The organism is Acinetobacter pittii (assembly GCF_034067285.1).
Taxonomy (GTDB): domain Bacteria; phylum Pseudomonadota; class Gammaproteobacteria; order Pseudomonadales; family Moraxellaceae; genus Acinetobacter; species Acinetobacter pittii_E.
This window is the reverse complement of sequence record NZ_CP139286.1, coordinates 1,411,609-1,429,189: the sequence shown is the minus strand read 5'-3', so window position 1 is coordinate 1,429,189 and position 17,581 is coordinate 1,411,609. Positions and strand designations below refer to the sequence as shown.

Annotated in this window: 12 protein-coding genes; 8 read left to right on the top strand and 4 right to left on the bottom strand. The window is 40.1% G+C overall.

The annotated features are described in order from the left end of the window. Positions 1–9 precede the first annotated feature (9 nt). From nirD to SOI81_RS06710, 3 genes are read right to left on the bottom strand one after another with little or no spacing between them, the layout of a single operon-like run. Positions 10–1,632 carry a nitrite reductase small subunit NirD gene (nirD, locus tag SOI81_RS06720; RefSeq protein WP_224991243.1) on the bottom strand — a complete coding sequence of 541 codons (1,623 nt, stop codon included), beginning with the start codon at positions 1,630–1,632 and terminating at the stop codon, positions 10–12. A 14-nt stretch (positions 1,633–1,646) separates the two neighbouring features. Beyond that, positions 1,647–4,193 carry a nitrite reductase large subunit NirB gene (gene nirB / locus SOI81_RS06715; RefSeq protein WP_320541429.1) on the bottom strand — a complete coding sequence of 849 codons (2,547 nt, stop codon included), beginning with the start codon at positions 4,191–4,193 and terminating at the stop codon, positions 1,647–1,649. Positions 4,194–4,220: 27 nt separating this feature from the next. Further along, a complete protein-coding gene (locus SOI81_RS06710) occupies positions 4,221–5,561 on the bottom strand; it encodes an MFS transporter (protein WP_239967891.1) in 1,341 nt (446 codons plus the stop codon). A 456-nt stretch (positions 5,562–6,017) separates the two neighbouring features. Here SOI81_RS06710 and nasT point away from each other — a divergent pair, with 456 nt between their 5' ends. Together nasT and nasF are read left to right on the top strand one after the other, a co-directional pair. Next, the gene (nasT, locus tag SOI81_RS06705; RefSeq protein ID WP_016140698.1) at positions 6,018–6,608 is read left to right on the top strand and encodes an ANTAR domain-containing response regulator; all 591 of its coding nucleotides are present in this window, start codon (positions 6,018–6,020) and stop codon (positions 6,606–6,608) included. Further along, positions 6,609–7,631 carry an ABC transporter substrate-binding protein gene (gene nasF, locus SOI81_RS06700; protein ID WP_320541428.1) on the top strand — a complete coding sequence of 341 codons (1,023 nt, stop codon included), beginning with the start codon at positions 6,609–6,611 and terminating at the stop codon, positions 7,629–7,631. Positions 7,632–7,641: 10 nt separating this feature from the next. Here nasF and SOI81_RS06695 read toward each other — a convergent pair whose 3' ends face one another. Continuing rightward, entirely contained in the window at positions 7,642–7,749 is a 108-nt protein-coding gene (locus SOI81_RS06695; RefSeq protein WP_320541427.1) for a hypothetical protein, read from the bottom strand. Positions 7,750–8,255: 506 nt separating this feature from the next. Between SOI81_RS06695 and sbnA the strand changes: the two genes are divergently transcribed. From sbnA to SOI81_RS06665, 6 genes are all read left to right on the top strand, one after another. Then, positions 8,256–9,260 (top strand): 2,3-diaminopropionate biosynthesis protein SbnA, encoded by a 1,005-nt coding sequence (sbnA, locus tag SOI81_RS06690; protein ID WP_031951060.1) that lies wholly within the window; start codon positions 8,256–8,258, stop codon positions 9,258–9,260. Positions 9,261–9,281: 21 nt separating this feature from the next. Then, positions 9,282–10,295 carry a 2,3-diaminopropionate biosynthesis protein SbnB gene (sbnB, locus tag SOI81_RS06685; RefSeq protein ID WP_320541426.1) on the top strand — a complete coding sequence of 338 codons (1,014 nt, stop codon included), beginning with the start codon at positions 9,282–9,284 and terminating at the stop codon, positions 10,293–10,295. Between the two features lie 71 nt (positions 10,296–10,366). After that, positions 10,367–12,007 (top strand): IucA/IucC family protein, encoded by a 1,641-nt coding sequence (locus tag SOI81_RS06680; protein WP_320541571.1) that lies wholly within the window; start codon positions 10,367–10,369, stop codon positions 12,005–12,007. 3 nt (positions 12,008–12,010) lie between these two features. Then, a complete protein-coding gene (yuxJ, locus tag SOI81_RS06675) occupies positions 12,011–13,216 on the top strand; it encodes an MFS transporter (protein WP_320541425.1) in 1,206 nt (401 codons plus the stop codon). Next, entirely contained in the window at positions 13,213–16,740 is a 3,528-nt protein-coding gene (locus SOI81_RS06670; protein ID WP_320541424.1) for an IucA/IucC family protein, read from the top strand. Before yuxJ ends, SOI81_RS06670 begins: the two co-directional genes overlap by 4 nt. Further along, positions 16,733–17,506, top strand: coding sequence for an HpcH/HpaI aldolase family protein (locus SOI81_RS06665; RefSeq protein WP_320541423.1), 774 nt, complete (start codon positions 16,733–16,735; stop codon positions 17,504–17,506). The genes SOI81_RS06670 and SOI81_RS06665 overlap by 8 nt, the downstream gene beginning before the upstream one ends. The last annotated feature ends 75 nt before the right edge of the window (positions 17,507–17,581 follow it).

Genomic DNA, 17,581 nt, shown 5'->3' with positions numbered 1-17,581 from the left:
TTTCCCTATTTAGCCTGCATTTTTTAATGCAAAATCTCGACCAAATAGCAGTTTATTTCTAAATGATGAGACTGGGGTTTGATCTGCAATTAACTCTGCATACCACATACCATCTTCAGTATCGCCAAATAAAACTGCACCAATTACTCTATCACTTTGAATAATAATGCGTTTGTAGATGTGACGTTTTTCATCATTCAAAATAATGTCTTCATAATCATCTTTCGGCTCAAAGTTACCCGCCGAGAATACATCGACACCGCTCACCTTTAACTGAGTCGGTACGGTTGGTGCTTTAAAAGTTAAGCTGCCGTGCTCTGCTAAATGTGTCGCGCAGATAAATGCTTGACCCCATAATGGTTCAACCAAACCAAAAGTTTGTCCGCGGTGTTCAATACATTCACCCACCGCATAAATACTTGGGTCAAACGTTTGCATGGTGTCATTCACCAACACACCGCGGTTACAACGTAAACCAGCACTTTGTGCCAAGCTAATATTTGGTCGAATACCGACTGCAAATACCACAAGATCGGCTTCTAAAACCGTGCCATCTTTCAAACGGATTTGCTTCACATGACCATCTTCATCACCAATTAACGCTTCAGTATTCGCTTCGGTAATAATGTGAATACCTTTTTGCTCAATGCTATGACGCAGTAACTGACTCGCACGGCTGTCGAGTTGACGTTCCATAATGCGGTCCATTAAATGCAGCACAGTCACATTCATACCGCGTTGTTTTAAACCGTACGCTGCTTCTAAACCAAGTAAACCACCGCCAATCACCACTGCATTGGTTTTTGAATCGCAGTATTCAATCATGGTATTAACGTCATAAATATCACGGAAAGTTAACACGCCTTTTAAGTCAACACCTTGAACTGGCGGAATAAACGGAGCCGAACCTGTCGCCAAGATCAAACGGTCATAATCAACAGTTTGTCCTTTTTCGGTGTAAACCACTTTACGTGGACGATCAATTTTTACAGCCTTGTCACCTGCAATAAATTTGATGCCTTTATCGTCATACCACTTCGGTGGATGGAGCATAATGTCTTCAATGGTTTTTTCACCTGATAAAACCGGAGATAGCATAATGCGGTTATAGTTTCCCCAAGGTTCTTCACCAATTACCGTGACTTCATAACGGTCTGGTGCCATATCCAGTAAATCTTCTAGGCAACGCATTCCTGCTAAACCATTACCAATCAACACCAGTTTAAGTTTGTCTTGAGACACACCTGTATTGGTAATATAAGTTTTTTGCGGCACAGGATTGATCAAAACACGACCATCAACAATTTTGCTCGGATAAACTGAAAGTTTTTGATCTTTATCTTCTAAACAACGACCTGTTGCCAAACTAAAGTGTTGTTTATAGATTGGCGATGCAATGACCCGTTCACCTTGCAAATCGCCAATAATGCCGCGGCTCATGACGTTGGCTTGGCTAAACGGATCTTTATTGCTTAACACGTAAACACGTTTTTCATGCCCCACGCGAAAGATTGCAACCGCTTGACCGCCCACTAGCGCACCTGCGCCAGTATTTGGGGTTAAATCATCGAGCGCACATACATCAATCCATTGATCATCAGGAAGCATATTTTTGTCTTGTACAATATTCATAGAGATTCTCCTTGTTATGCTTCAACCATTGGAATGCGGTCTTCTGAACGTTCAGCATCAGTTAATGGACGGATCTGACCACGTTCAGTCGTAAATTGAATGTGTGGATCGGCCTGTTCACTTGCATCTGCATTGATATAGGTCTGGAAGCGTTTACGTACTTCAGGATTTTCTACCGCAGTACGCCATTCGTCTTGATATGTGCCAATAATGTGTTCCATACGACGCTCAAGCTCGGCAGCCAAACCAAGAGAGTCATCTACAACTACAGATTTAAGGTAATCTAAGCCACCTTCCATGTTGTCGCGCCATACGCTGGTACGTTGTAAACGGTCTGCGGTTTGGATGTAGAACATATAGAAACGGTCGATATAACGGATGAGCGTTGCTTTATCGAGGTCAGAGGCGATTAATTCTGCATGACGTGGTTTCATACCACCGTTACCACATACATAAAGGTTCCAACCTTTTTCAGTCGCGATAATACCGACGTCTTTACCTTGTGCTTCCGCACATTCACGTGTACAGCCAGACACAGCCATTTTTAATTTATGTGGTGAACGTAAACCTTTGTAGCGGTTTTCAAGTTCGATCGCTAAACCAACCGAGTTGTCTACACCGTAACGGCACCAAGTACTTCCCACACATGATTTCACGGTACGCAATGATTTACCGTAAGCATGACCAGACTCGAAACCAGCAGCATTTAACTCTTCCCAAATGAATGGAAGCTCGTGAACTTGCGCACCGAACATGTCAACACGTTGACCGCCAGTAATTTTGGTGTACAGGTTATATTTTTTCGCGATTTGACCAATGGCAATTAAACCATCTGGAGTCACTTCACCGCCTGCCATACGCGGCACAACCGAGTAAGAACCATCTTTTTGGATGTTACCCAAGTAATAGTCGTTACTGTCTTGTAAGCCTGCGTGACTTGGCTCAAGTACGAAATCATTCCAGCAAGAGGCCAAAATGTTTGCCGCAGCTGGTTTACAAATGTCACACCCTAAACCATGACCATGTTGATGAATCAAATCATCGAAAGTTTTGATTTCATTAACACGAACCAAGTGATACAACTCTTGGCGCGAGTACGGGAAGTGTTCGCAAATATGGTTATTTACAGTCACACCTTGACGTTGTAACTCAGATTTCAATACTTGAGTCACTAATGGCGCACAACCACCACATGCTGTTGCTGCTTTGGTGCATTTCTTTAATGCACCTAAAGAGGTCGAACCATCGCTAATTGCTTGGCAGATATCCGCTTTTGAGACGTTGTTACATGAACAGATTGTTGCGCTGTCAGGCAGCAAATCTACACCACTACCACCCGACTTACCTGCTGATTGCTCAAAGCCCGGCATAATCAAGCTTTCAGGAACTTCCGGTAAAGCCAGACCGTTTAACATCATTTGTAAAAGGTCGTTATATTCTTTGGCATCACCCACCAAAACTGCACCAAGCAATTTGGTTTTGTCGGCATTTACAACAATCTTTTTATAAACCAGTGCATGCTCATCTGCATAGAAATAGCTTAATGCACCCGGCGTCATGGCATGCGCATCACCTACAGAGGCAACGTCCACACCCATCAACTTCAACTTAGTGCTCATGTCTGCACCAGCGAAGCAATGACACTCTTCATCTAAAATGTGTTTTGCTGCAATACGTGCCATGTCATAGCCCGGAGCAACCAAACCATAAATTTTGTTTTGCCAAAGTGCACATTCACCAATGGCATAAATATTGGTATCTGAAGTTTGGCAGTAATCATTAATGACGATACCGCCACGCTCACCAATCGCGAGTCCACTGTTGCGTGCAAGCTCATCACGTGGACGGATCCCCGCAGAGAATAAAATGACATCGGCTTCAAGCTCACTACCATCTGCAAATTTCATTACATGCGTAGTGCTGTTGCCCGATTCAATAGACTGAGTCGCTTTTTGTGTATGAACTTTTACACCAAGATCTTCGATTTTGCGGCGTAAAACTTTACCGCCCAAGTCATCAATTTGAACTGCCATTAAACGTGGTGCAAACTCAACAACATGAGTTTCTAGATCTAAATCACGCAACGCTTTGGCTGCCTCAAGCCCCAGTAAACCACCACCAATAACTACACCTGTTTTTGCATTAAGACTTGCTGCACGAATCGCGTCTAAGTCTTCAATCGTACGGTAAACAAAACAGTTTTCACGGTCGTTACCTGGAATTGGGGGGACAAATGCATAAGAACCCGTTGCCAACACCAATTTGTCATAGCTAATCACATCGCCATGGTTGGTTGTAACTGTTTGCGCTGCTGTATCAATTGCCGTTGCTTTAGTGTTTAAACGTAAGTCAATACCATGCGCATCGGCAAAGTCAAAACGAGCTAAAGATAAATCTTTTGCCGATTTCCCCGAAAAATATTCTGTCAAATGTACGCGGTCATACGCGATACGAGGCTCTTCCGCGAGAATCGTGATTTCCAGTTCATCATCTGCTTTTTCTAAAATGGCTTCGATGAATTTGTGGCCCACCATACCATGACCAATCATTACCAATTTCATAGTGTTTCTCCTCAAATCACGTTGCTTTTAAGCTGCGTTATTGCGTTCTAAAATAGCTTGCTCAAATAGACGTTGTTCTTTTGCCTTGTGCTCTACCGAGAAGCGAATCAACATCACGAAGCATCCAGCGACAATGACAAATCCACCTAATGCCATCAGGCAAGATTGAATATCTGTCATACCTTTTAATAAAAAACCTGCAACGACCGCCCCAGCATTGCCTCCGGCACCGATAATGCCAGACACACCACCCAGTGCTTCACGGTCGATAAATGGAACCATGGCATAGGTCGCACCGCATGCCATGTTGATGAAGAGTGCAAAGACCACCATGCTCATGATGGCCAAGTGCGCGACATTCATTTGTGAAAATAAAATCAGGAATAGCCCTTCGCCTAAAATCATGACAAAGAGTAGTTTTGTACGGCCATCCAAACCTTTTTTGATTGCTACTTTGTCAGAGAGAAAACCTCCCAAAGAGCGAGCAAAGATGGCAAGTAGTCCTAAAATTCCGGCAGTTAAGCCTGCCTCTTTTAAGCCAAAGTGAAATTTTTCGACGTAGTACATGGCCAAGATGTTGTGCATAAAAATCTCAACACCAAAACATGCGCCGTATGTACCAAATAAAATCCAGACACGGTAATTGCCAGCTGCTTGTTTCATTACAGCCCAGCCGCCTTTTTTACCACTATCGGTTGCAATGCCTTGAGCGCGTAGCTCATCAAAGTTGCCTTGTGGACAGTCTTGGGTAAATTTCCAGTACATAAATGCCACCACAAGCATCATTATGCCGGGCATTAAAAGTGCAATACGCCAGCCCATAGATTGCTCAACGCCAAACATCACAATTGCAGAGAGAATCAAAGGCATGACGGCTTGTGTTGTACCACCGCCGGCATTACCCCAACCTACGGCGGTTGCATTGGCTGTGCCCACTACATTTGGAGCAAACATGACGCTGGTGTGATATTGAGTGATGACAAAGCTTGCGCCAATGGCACCAATCAAAAAGCGGAAAAAGAGAAAAGATTCATAACTTCTAACAGCAGTGATCCCAATGACTGGGATACTGCCAACAAGTAAAAGCGTGATGTATGCTTTACGTGGGCCATATTTGTCACACAAAGGCCCGACAATCAAACGTACGACAATCGTGACAGCAACAGCCGCAATACTAATGTTAGCAATTTGGTCTTTTGTTAAATGGAACTCACCTGCAATGACAGGCATGAGAGGCGCACAGGCAAACCACGCAAAAAAGCAAGCAAAAAAAGCGAGCCAACTCATGTGGAAGGCCCGCATCGCTGGAACTGTAAAATTAAACAGCTTAATAGATGTTGCTTTTGTGGCTGACAAATTCAAAGACATTGCCTTCACTCCGACTGAACGTAACTTCTTTGTGCACACCTAGGTATTCACAAACTCGATCAGAACGGACTTCATTGGCCGTCTTTAAAACTCATGGTCGTCTTCGACCTGTTATTGAATAAGCATTTTGCATGCCAGCTTTTTTAAAAATTAAATTAATATTTTTTTATTATTATTTTTCATATAGATAAAAATTTTTTAAATATCAAAATGATCATTCTCACATCTTTAACTGCTCTAACCTTGCACACTTATAGGGTTCAGGTAAAAATACGCTCTGCTACAAAATGAATCGCATTTTTGCACCAAGATTGATCAGTAGCGCCATTAAGCATGCTAATTTAGCGATAAAGCTCGATTTTTTCTTTAGTTTGCTATGGCATTAATCTTGCTTAAATAATTGATAACAAAAACGCGTCGAATTGGCGCATTTTCTTAGCCTGATTTTCTGAACTTATGCCAAAACTCAAAATAGCCCTTATTGATGATGATCATGCGCGAGCCGACTATATAAGAAAAAGTTTGCTTGAAAATGATTTTGAAGTAGTCGCATGCCTTACTTTGGATCATTTGAATATCTTCCGCCTGGAGCATTTACAAGCTGATGTCATCTTGCTTGATATGGATCATCCCCATCGTGACATTATTGAAAGTTGTGTCAGTAGTTATGACCTGCCTACAGTTCTATTTACCAAAAATTCTGATAAAGACACCATTAAACAAGCCATCGATGCGGGAGTAACTGCATATATTGTGGATGGCATCGACCCTTCCCGCTTACATACCATTTTAGAAATCTCAATTGAGCAATATAAAAAGCACAAAAAACTCGAAGGTGATTTAAAAGAAGCTCAAACCAAACTTGCTGACCGCAAGGATGTCGAAAAAGCCAAAGTGCTACTGATGCAACTGCATGGCCTACCTGAAGAAACTGCATTTCAGCTTCTTAGAAAAAATGCGATGAGCCACCGCATTACAATTGGAGAAATGGCACGGCGTTTACTTGACGCTCAAAAATTACTTGGCAATCAACTAAAGGATGAATAAATGAGCAGATTAGAAAAGACTCAATTACAACTCGGTTATATTCCTTTGCTTGATTGTCTTGCGTTGCTTTGGGCAAAGCAAAGAGGTTTCTTTGAAGAAGAAGGTTTAGAAGTTACTTTAGTTAAAGAAGCCTCGTGGGCGAGTCTGCGCGACCGTCTTGCTTTTGGATTATTGGATGCAGCCCATTGCTTATCTGCAATGTTACCTGCGGCGGCTGTAGGCGCAGATCAAATTGGTACACCTCTACAAACATCGCTGGTTTTAAGTGAAAACCGTGCTTTTATTAGCTTAAGTCAAAAGCTTACTCGTCAACTTGCAATTCAAGAAAATGACACCGCACAAGTAACAGCACAAAAAGTGGCGAGCTATCTTGAACAAGGCCATCCTCTTTCTTTAGCGCATGTGTTTAAGCATTCTATTCACCATTATTGTTTAAGAGAATGGTTGGCTTTAGCAAATCCAAAAATCGCACAGTCTATTCAGCTCAAAACATTACCGCCACCATACATGGTCGAAGCACTGGATAAACATGTGATTGATGGTTTCTGTGTAGGTGAGCCTTGGAATACCCAAGGTGAGCTTCTTGGTTTAAGTAAAATGATTTGCTCAAGCCAAAACGTTATTCCATCTGTCGCTGACAAGGTTTTAGCCGTAACGCAAGAATGGGCGGAGCAGCATCCACAAACGCTCGTCGCGCTCACCGCCGCAATCATGAAAGCCCAACAAGAGTTGAGCGAGTTACAAGACTTTGCGCCAATTTTAAAATTATTGGTTGAGTCTGGAATCGTTCGTTTTCATTGTTCTGAAGAAGTACATGTCGATAAATATTTCATGATTCAGGATATTGTCCGTCATTTAGTAAAAGAAAGTGCACTTCCAAAAGTAGAAGATTTTTACTGGCTGCTCGAACAAATGCAAAAATGGGATGAGCTTCAAATCGACCAAGCACAAATCACAAGTTTGGGAACTCAATGCATTAATCTTGAGGCTTATAATCAAGCCAAACAGCGATATTCTTCATAAACTATCTGGGTCAAATCAGTATAAAAATGCTGTCTTTTGTGACAAAGACAGCTTGAAAGACCCATAAGACAAAATGCGAAACACGCATTACTATACTTTCTGGACTCAACTGATCCATTGAAAATACAGTGCTTATGCAAATGATCATATCTATCTAAGCATATCATTTTCAGACATTTTCATATCAATAACTGCCACTTAGTCAATTTCAGTTAATCATTCTCAGCCTTTTAAGAAAGCCTTCAAATATTCCTCTCTTTTTAAGCCTTCATCTTAGCTATGTTCTCTACAAAATAGTGATACATAACTGATGTGGGTCTGGTCATCAATTTCTTTTTAATTCTTCGAAGTAATTTCAAACAGACGTCTTAATTAAATTAATTTTTTTAGCTTAAAAGTAATTTATTGCCTATGTGGTTATATTTAAAAAGATTTATTTATTTATCCTTCTATAAAACTTAAATATTACGATTCAAATAATTACCTAAAAAAAATTAGTGAAAATTCCTCTAACTATCTCCTTTTTTGAGTTACAAACAGCAACAATCTTGTCACAAATGGTAATCATAATTAAATTAATAATCATTATCATTCACACCACATAAAAACCTGAGAAGATCTACCATGATCCATGAAAATATTCTCGAATGCATAGGTAAAACGCCACTATTACAACTATCAAGGCTATTCACGCATCAATCAGTCTCAGTGATTGCGAAAATGGAATTGTTAAACCCAGGAGGAAGTATTAAAGACCGTCCAGCATTATTCATGCTACAGGAAGGTCTGAAATCTGGAGTCATCAATAAGGATAGTCATATTGTTGAAAGTTCGTCAGGGAACTTAGCTATTGCTCTTGCAATGGCATGCAAAATCTATGGATTAAAATTTACTGCGGTGATTGACCCGAAAATTGCTTCAGCAAATTTACAAATGTTGAAGCTCTACAAAGCCAATATCGAAATGGTCTCTGAAAAAGACCAAAACGGCGGTTACTTAAAAACCAGAATTGACACTGTAAAACGACTCTGCCAACAACTGCCGAATGCTGTCTGGATTAATCAGTATGCAAATCCAAACAACTGGAAAAGCCACTATTTTGGTGAAGCAGAAGAAATCCTCAATCAAATTGACCGCAAAATTGATTACCTCGTGATTGGGGCGAGCACTTCAGGCACGATTATGGGCGTATCTCGTCGCCTTAAAGAAAGATTTCCAGAATTAAAAGTGATCGCAGTCGATATCGTCGGCTCTGTGTTGTTCGGTGGTACATCTGGTCCACGCGAAATTCCTGGCATTGGTGCAAGTACTGTCCCCCCACTACTCTCCCCCGATGAAATTGATGATGTCATTTATGTAGATGACTATGAGTCGGCACTCGGTTGCAGAGAGCTTCTTGAACATGAAGGAATTTTTGCAGGCGGTTCGAGCGGCTCATCTATTTCAGCCATCAAAAAACTGATTCCAACCATTCCAGAAGGTTCATGCGTCTTAACGTTGTTGCCTGATCGTGGCGACCGTTATCTCGATCTGGTTTATGAAGATGAATGGTTCGAAATGATCAAGAAGCGTCACTTCAATCGAAACTTACGACGCCAAGAAAACCTTACTTTACAAAATGTTGTTTAACTTTCTCCTTAGGACATATTCATGAGCAATTTGGCTACCCTTCGCTATTTAAGTCAATCAGATTTATTAAATCTGGGCGCAAATCATAGTAATTCATTTATTGAAGCGATTACTGAAGGTTTAACCCTGCATGCAAATAAACAGTTTGTACAACCCTTAAAACCATACCTTCGCTGGCAAGGTGCCGACCATATTGCTGACCGCATTATTGCTATGCCTTGCTATTTAGGTGGCAATGACCCGATTGCTGGAATTAAATGGATTGGCTCAAGACAACATAACCCTAAAAAATTCAATATTCCTCGTGCTAGCGCACTGATTGTTTTAAATGACTCAGAAACAAATTATCCGGTCGCGGTGATGGAAGGCAGCTTAATTAGTGCCATGCGAACTGCTGCAATTACGGGTGTTTCAATTAAATATCTAGCGAAAAAAGACTTTTCAGACATTACCGTAATTGGCTGCGGACCAATTGCCCAAATGCAGATTAAAACTGTGCTTGAACAATATGCTCAAGTGAAAAAAATCCATTTATTTGATGTGAACCCTGAAGCGGCTGCAAAACTCAAAGCGTTGTTCTTATCGGAATATCTGCAATTAGAAATTGAAATTCATGACAGCGCTAAGTCTGCAATTGAGCAAGCCGATGTCCTTATTACCTGTACCGTTTCAGATAAACCTTACATTCCATTTGAATGGCTTAAAAAAGGCTGCTTTGTTTCAAATATTTCAATTATGGATATTGAGCCCGAAGTCTTCTTAAAAGTAGACAAAGTGATTGTAGATGACTGGGACCAATCAAACCGAGAAAAGAAAGTCATCAACGTACTCGTTGAAGATGGCTTATTCAGCCGTGAAAAACTGCATGCCGAACTTGGCGACATCATTATTGGTCATAAAAACGGCCGCGAACATGAAGATGAAATCATTTTGCTCAACCCAATGGGCATGGCGATTGATGACATTGTCTGCGCCAAGTGGTTCTTCAATGCCGCACAAGAACAAAACGTTGGCACAGTTCTACCGCTTTTATAAGAATAGGAATAACTAAAATGTTAGATCGGATTTACACAGCACAACTACAAAAAACGATAGATGCTCTCTACATGGAGAATTATGGAGATTTTAAAGATCATATTTCCTATAAAAAGCCGCATCTGGCAATAACTCTCAATGATGAGTTGGAACTCTATTTAAACTGTTTAAAAGTAGATGGTGTAAATCCTTTCTATGTCACCCAACCCGAAGTTCTGCTTTATAACCTCTTAAACAATACGACGTCTAAAATTTCTATTTCTGAAGTTTTTAACTATTTAACCCAAGCGTCTTGGTGGCCGTCACCACACCGTCAGAAAGCAATTAATTATTGGCTTGACAACTTAGTAACGGCTGAAAAAATTCCTCAAATTTTACAGTCAGCACTTTCATTTTCATCGCCTTTAGTTACTAGCGAACTGCTCTCGCTGGTAGCCGACCGTCCATTTCATCCGTTCGCTCACTCAAAAGGTGAACTTGCACCACTCACAACTCAAAAAGAAATTGAGGTGTATTGGTGGGCTTTTAAGAAAGATGACGTCATCAATAATATGGAATCGATTCCTCATAAAGAGCTTCTGTTATCAGAAGCTGAGGACAAGCATATTACTGAAAAAATGGCTGAGCTTTCAGATGACTACTTAGCCCTGCCTTTGTTAGAGACTCAACATCGCTATTTAAAGTTTGATGAAAATAAGTACGGCGCTATTGACCTGAACCATGTCACGACAATTGGCTCACCGACTTCTTCATTAAGAACGCTTATTCATAACGCAAACCCTACTCTACATTTAAAACTCTCGACCAATGCTAAAACATTAGGCGCAATCCGCTCTATGCCAGGTCGTTATTTAATGAATGGGCATACGGCTTATGATTTTTTAAATGAAGTCATTAATGAAACTTCTTTATTAAAAAATCGTCTCTTTTTGAGTAATGAAACGCATTGGTGGGTGTTGGGTAAACAAGAGCCGATTGTAAAAAATTTAGGTGTAATCGGTTGCCAAGTCAGACATTTACCTGATTTTTGCCAAGATAAAAATGTCTCTCCTATTACCATGTCAGCTTTAAGCTGTACTTATGTTGACCCTTGGGAAACATTGGGCATTGAAGGTGACAAATGGTCATTACTAAAAGACTTAAGTGTTCATTTTATTCAAACATTCTTAACGCTTTGGGCAAAAGGCATCATGCCGGAATGCCACGGGCAAAACACCATGGTGTGTTATGAAAATAATAAGTTTAAATGCTTTATTTTACGAGACCACGATACCTTAAGAATATGTACAACAGCCATTGAAGAAAGCGGTTTTATACCTCCGATCTATACCATTGATACCAGTACGCCGAACAATCTTATCTTTACTAAAAATGAGGACTTATTTAACTACTTCATTACTTTAGGGATTCAAATTAACCTCTACCCAATTGCTTTAGCGACTTTGAAATATACAGATCGTACAGAAAGCGATTTTTGGGAAATGGTTCAAGACATTATTCAAGATTTTGTAGAAACCCAATCGATTTCAGAGCAAACAAAATCACAAATTCAAACTTATCTTTTTGACAATAAGACTTGGCCATTCAAACAGCTACTTACCCCTTTACTCGCGCAAGAAAGTGACTCAACAGGCATGCCAAGTAAAATCGGAACCACACCAAACCCTTATCAGAACTTGTGTGTTTCTAGCTATGAGACCATGGACATCTAAATCATGCGCTCATCTCGCCTAGATCATTTCATTATTTTGCTCTGTCAGTTTTTTTCCACTTTTGGGCTTATGGTACTTATTCCAATCATGCCGCTTTATATGGAAAAACTGACGGCGCATATGAGTGCTCCCACTATCTGGGCAGGTTTGGCACTCGCAGCTCCGGCTATTGGCAGTTTATTTACAGCACCGATTGTGGGTCATCTATCCGACACATTCGGCCATAAAAAAGCCTTGTTACTTTCTTTGGCTGGTTTCTGTATTTCAATATTGCTTATGGCGAGCGCCCAGCATTTATACCTATTTATTTTTGCGCGAATTTTACTCGGGTTTTGCGGTCTTTCCGTGATTTTAAATGCCTATGTTTCATATCTTTCCAATGAACAACAACGAGGTGCCGCTTTTGGGCAACTACAAAGTAGTGTTGCGCTTGCTTGCCTATGTGGTCCGGTTCTCGGTGGGATATTTATGGATCAGTGGAGAGTTGAAGTATTACTTAACGCGACTGCATTTGTTGTGATGACCTTAATTTTGATTGCGTCATTTGTATTAACCAATCCCGTTAAAACCGAAGCGTCAAAAACCAAAGAGAAATCTAAGCTTCCAACCTTCTTTGATAGAACGATTTTTTCATGGTTAAGCGCCGGTATTTTGGTTCAAGCGGGCGGCTTTGGCTTAGTGTCTTGCTTTGTTTTATACATTAGTGAAATAAGCCAGAGCATTCATTCATCGTTATCTGCTGCAAGCTTAACAGGAACAATTCATGCACTCTCGTGGGGCGCGGCTTTTATTGCAGCAACCTATTGGGGAAAACGAAATGACCATAAAGGAGATTCTTTTAATAACTTCGTTTATGCATCTTTAATTTGTGGCATCACAATTTTTGCATTGATCTGGGTTTCTAATCTCTGGCTGATTCTTATATTACGACTCATACAAGGTTTCTGCTTTGCAGCTTTGATTCCTTCGATCTTACACACAATGTCTCTAAAAGCTGGCGCTCAAAGCCAAGGAAAAGTGATTGGTATTTCTAACAGTGCCTTTGTTTTAGGGCAACTTATTGGCCCAATCACCATCACCCTCACCTACTCATTTTTCAATATTACCGCTGCATTAATCTGCACTTCACTATTTTTTATCGGTGCGGGATTAGTGGTGATTTTGAACAGATTCTTAATGGATACAATTTTAAAAGAGGCACAAGAATGAACTCAATTATTACAACAGATGCATGGTCTTATAAACTTTTCGAACAGTACCTGAATACTTTCTTTCGTGAACTTAAAGTGAATCTTGAAGAGCACATTATTCCAGCTCAAGATTCTCCTTTATTCACACTGTATACGGAGCGCCCAGACACCCTATATTTTGCTTATACATTTAATGCATCTAACACAGTTGTTTATGGCGCAGTTCAACATCTATCCACCACTGGTTATCATAGATATCAACGTGGTTTTAGCCTACAAAACTTAAGCAACAATACATTTGACTCGCTTACCGACCCTAAAAATTTAGTGAAGCTGATTACAGATGAGCTGAATAGCTTATTTAAAGATAAAAAACAAAATAAGAACCTGTATTTTGATATTGCTAATAGTATCGAGAATACAAAATTCTTTTTAGAAAATAAGCCTTCCCAATCAGCAACTAAAGCATTAAGCGGTTTTCAGGCAACCGAACAAGGCATGTTATATGGACATCCTTTTCATGTGACTTCTAAAGCCAATTTAGGTTTTTCTAAAGAAGACATGAAAAAGTATAGTCCTGAGTTAGGCGCATGTTTCCAACTCCACTACTTCGCGGTTCATTCTTCTCTAATTCAAAAGCTGGTAAGTGAAGAACAGCCTTCTTACCATATTGAAGATGAAGTTTTAGAGACCGCAAAAGAGCGTTTGCAAGAAAACTTCGCAAACTATGAGCTGATGCCAACTCACCCTTGGCAAGCCAACTTCTTACTTCAACATCCATCTTTAAAGAAACATTTAGATAACCAAGACGTTATTTATCTAGGTGCTTTAGGTCAAACAGTGTGGCCTACTTCATCCGTTCGTACCGTGTGGTTACCTCAATCGAACCTGTTCTTAAAGCTCTCGATTGATGTACGAATTACCAGTTTCATTCGTAATAACCCAATGGATGAAATGGAGCGTGCCATTGATGCAAGCAAAATCATTATCAATCATAAGATTAATGAGCAATATCCCGACCTTGTGATTCTGCCAGAGTTAGAAGCAAAAACAGTCAAAATTCCTGAGCTTGAAAGTTCATTTGGCATTATTTATCGAGCAGGACTCACGCCAGAGGTATTAGAAAATACCAGAATGCTCGGCGGCTTGGTTGAAGAAAACGAACATCATGAAATCCCACTTTTAAGCTTCATTCAGCAAGCTGCCCCAAATCAAAATTTACAATCGAAAGATGCCAAAGACTTCATTACCTTTTGGTGGAAACAGTACGTTAAAGTTTCACTTATTCCATTAATTGAGTTGTTTGCAAATAAAGGTATTAGCGTAGAAGCGCATATGCAAAACAGTTTGATGGAATTTAAAAACGGCTATCCACATCGCCTTATTCTTCGAGATATGGAAGGCATTAGTATTGTTCCAGAAATGATAGAAGACAACTCATCTATTTCTGAAGATAGTACTGTTTGGTTCTCTCAAAAAGATGCATGGACCTTTTTAAAATATTATCTCGTGATCAATCACATTGCTCATCTCATCAGTGCAATTGCACGAGTTACCGTGATTGAAGAATCTGAACTTTGGCAAGCCACCCGTCTTACGCTCACACAAGAAAATTTTAGCGCAAAAGGTCAGCAGTACCGCGATTTATTAATTCATTCACTCACATTACCAATCAAGGCAAATATGTTAAATACGCTCTACCACAGTGGTGGCAATCCTATCTGGATTGAAGTTGAAAACCCTATTTATAAATATCGCGGCGCAGAAGCGCTTTGCCCTCTTCAACCAACGCAACAAACCAATTATAAAACCCTTGCGGAAAATCGCGTGATGGGCCAATTATTAGAAGCACTCATTTTTGAAAATACTTTTAAATACGAGTTTTCTAAAGGTCAGATCAAGTTCTATATTTCCGATACAGTTTTTTATACTTGCGCGGCCAAGAGACATTTCAGCTTCAAACGAATTAAGTTAGATCCTTCAAGCTTAGTCCGTTCTGATATTACGTTAGACACTGAAACTCGCCCTAACTTAAAAACACTACTTGCCGACCTCAAAAATATTATTGAAGCTGATCCTGTGAAATGGCAAAACTTTAATGATGAACTCAATTTAACTTACGTTAAACATACGCAAACTTTAAGCCAAGCACCTGCTCAACCTTTAAGAACCTTGCCTTACCTAGAACAAGAAGCACGAATTACCAATGCGCATTTATATCATCCAAGTTTTAAATCTCGTATCGGCTTCGATTTAAAGGAAAACCAGAAATATGCACCCGAGCTTTCTGAAGGTTTTACGGTTCAATGGGTCGCGACTCATAACAGTTTATGCAAACTGGTTTTAAGTGAAACAATTAACTTAGAACAGCTTTATAAACAGCATTTTTCAGAGAAAGATCTACAAGTCATTAACGATCAATTGAAAGATAACAATGTAGATTTTAAAGATTATATCCTCACCCCAATTCATCCTTGGCAGTGGGATAAAATTATTGAACTGTATTATCAAGATGCAATCAGCAACCAACTCATCATTCCGTTAGATATTGAAGGTCCAACCTATTTACCACAGCAGTCAATTCGAACCTTATCAAATATTAGTGATATCTCGGCGCTTTCTCTCAAATTGGCAATGAACTTGGTTAATACTTCTACCTCTCGTGTATTGGCACCGCATACCGTTCAAAATGCTGCAAAAATGAGTGACTGGCTTTATAACATTGTTGAGCAAGATCATATTTTAGAAAAACAACGCAAACCTGTTATTTTAAGAGAGATTGGCGGTCTTTCAATTAACCAGCCAATTGCTCTTCCAGTTCAATACGGCGCACTCGCCTGCATTTGGCGCGAAAGTATTTACAGTTACTTAAAAGAAGGTGAATCAGCAACGCCAGTAACCGGTCTAATGCAACTCGATACAGACCAAAAACCTTTAATTGATGAGTGGATTCAAGAGTACGGGATCGAGTTCTGGTTAGAAAAGTTACTCACCAATGCTTATTTACCGATCATGCATATTTTATGGTGCCACGGCCTCGCTTTAGAGTCACATGCACAAAACATGGTGCTCATTCATAAAAATGGCTTACCTGTTAAAGCTGCTTTGAAAGATTTCCATGATGGCATTCGTTTTAGTCGTCATCTGTTGCGCGAGCCCGACCTTTTACCTAACTTGCAAGATGCGCCGAAAGAACATGCCAAAATTAACCCGAACTCTTTCTTGGAAACCCATTCTCCAAATGAGTTAAGAGACTTTACTCAAGATGCGCTGTGGTTTGTAAATTTGGCAGAGTTAGCAATTTTCTTAAATGAACATTATGACTTTGATGAAATCAAATTCTGGACTATGTTAAGAACCATCATCAATCAGCATAAAGAAGCTCACCCAGAATTTAGCGAACGATATGAATTATTTAACTTTACAGATGACACTATCGACATTGAACAGCTGGCGAGTCGCCGTTTCCTTCCGGAAATTCGCCTAAGAGTACAAACCACACCAAACCCGCTTAGTCTTATTAAGGAAATTGAATATGAATAAATATTCGATTTCTTTTAAGAAACGAATAGCACACGGCGAGACGCTCTACGGAATATTTTGTTCCGTAGCCTCTCCCATTAATGTCGAGCAACTGGCACTTGCCGGCTATGACTTCATCATTATCGACTTAGAACATACTTTATTTAGTACGTCTCAAGTCGAGACTATGATTTTAGCTGCTAGAGCCATAAGGCTTGATGTCTTCGTGAGAGTGCCATTAAATGCCAATCATTTGATTCTACCTCTGCTCGATGCAGGGGTAACGGGTATTGTGTTTCCGCGTATTGAAAATGCCCAGCAAGCACAAGAGGCCGTGAACTATTGTCACTACATGCCGCTTGGACAAAGGGGGCTGAATTCGACAAGGTTAAATCGCTATGGCATGGACGATTTAGCGAGTTTTGTTCAACAGGCTGCAAACGAAACGGTCGTCATTGCCATGATTGAAAGCTTGGAAGGACTGGAGCAACTAGATGCAATTCTAAAAGTTGAAGGTATAGATATTATTCTGGAAGGTGCTGCCGACCTTTCTCAATCGATGGGAATGCCGTGGCAAACTAGCCATCCCAAAATGAAAGAAAAAGTTCAAGAGATGTATTTAAAGACTAAAAATAGCCAAAAACATTTCTGTGCTATTCCTCGACAACCTGAAGATATTGCAGCTTGGAAACAACAATCCGTTCAGCTTTTTGTACTCGGTGATGACCGAAGTATTATTCGCCGTGCCCATCAAAATCATTTGAATTCTTATAAGGAAATCTCATAAATTTTCAGTCGTGTAGAGCGATAGAAATACGGTCCTCTACACAACAATTAATAAAAACGAATTTTATTATTTTTT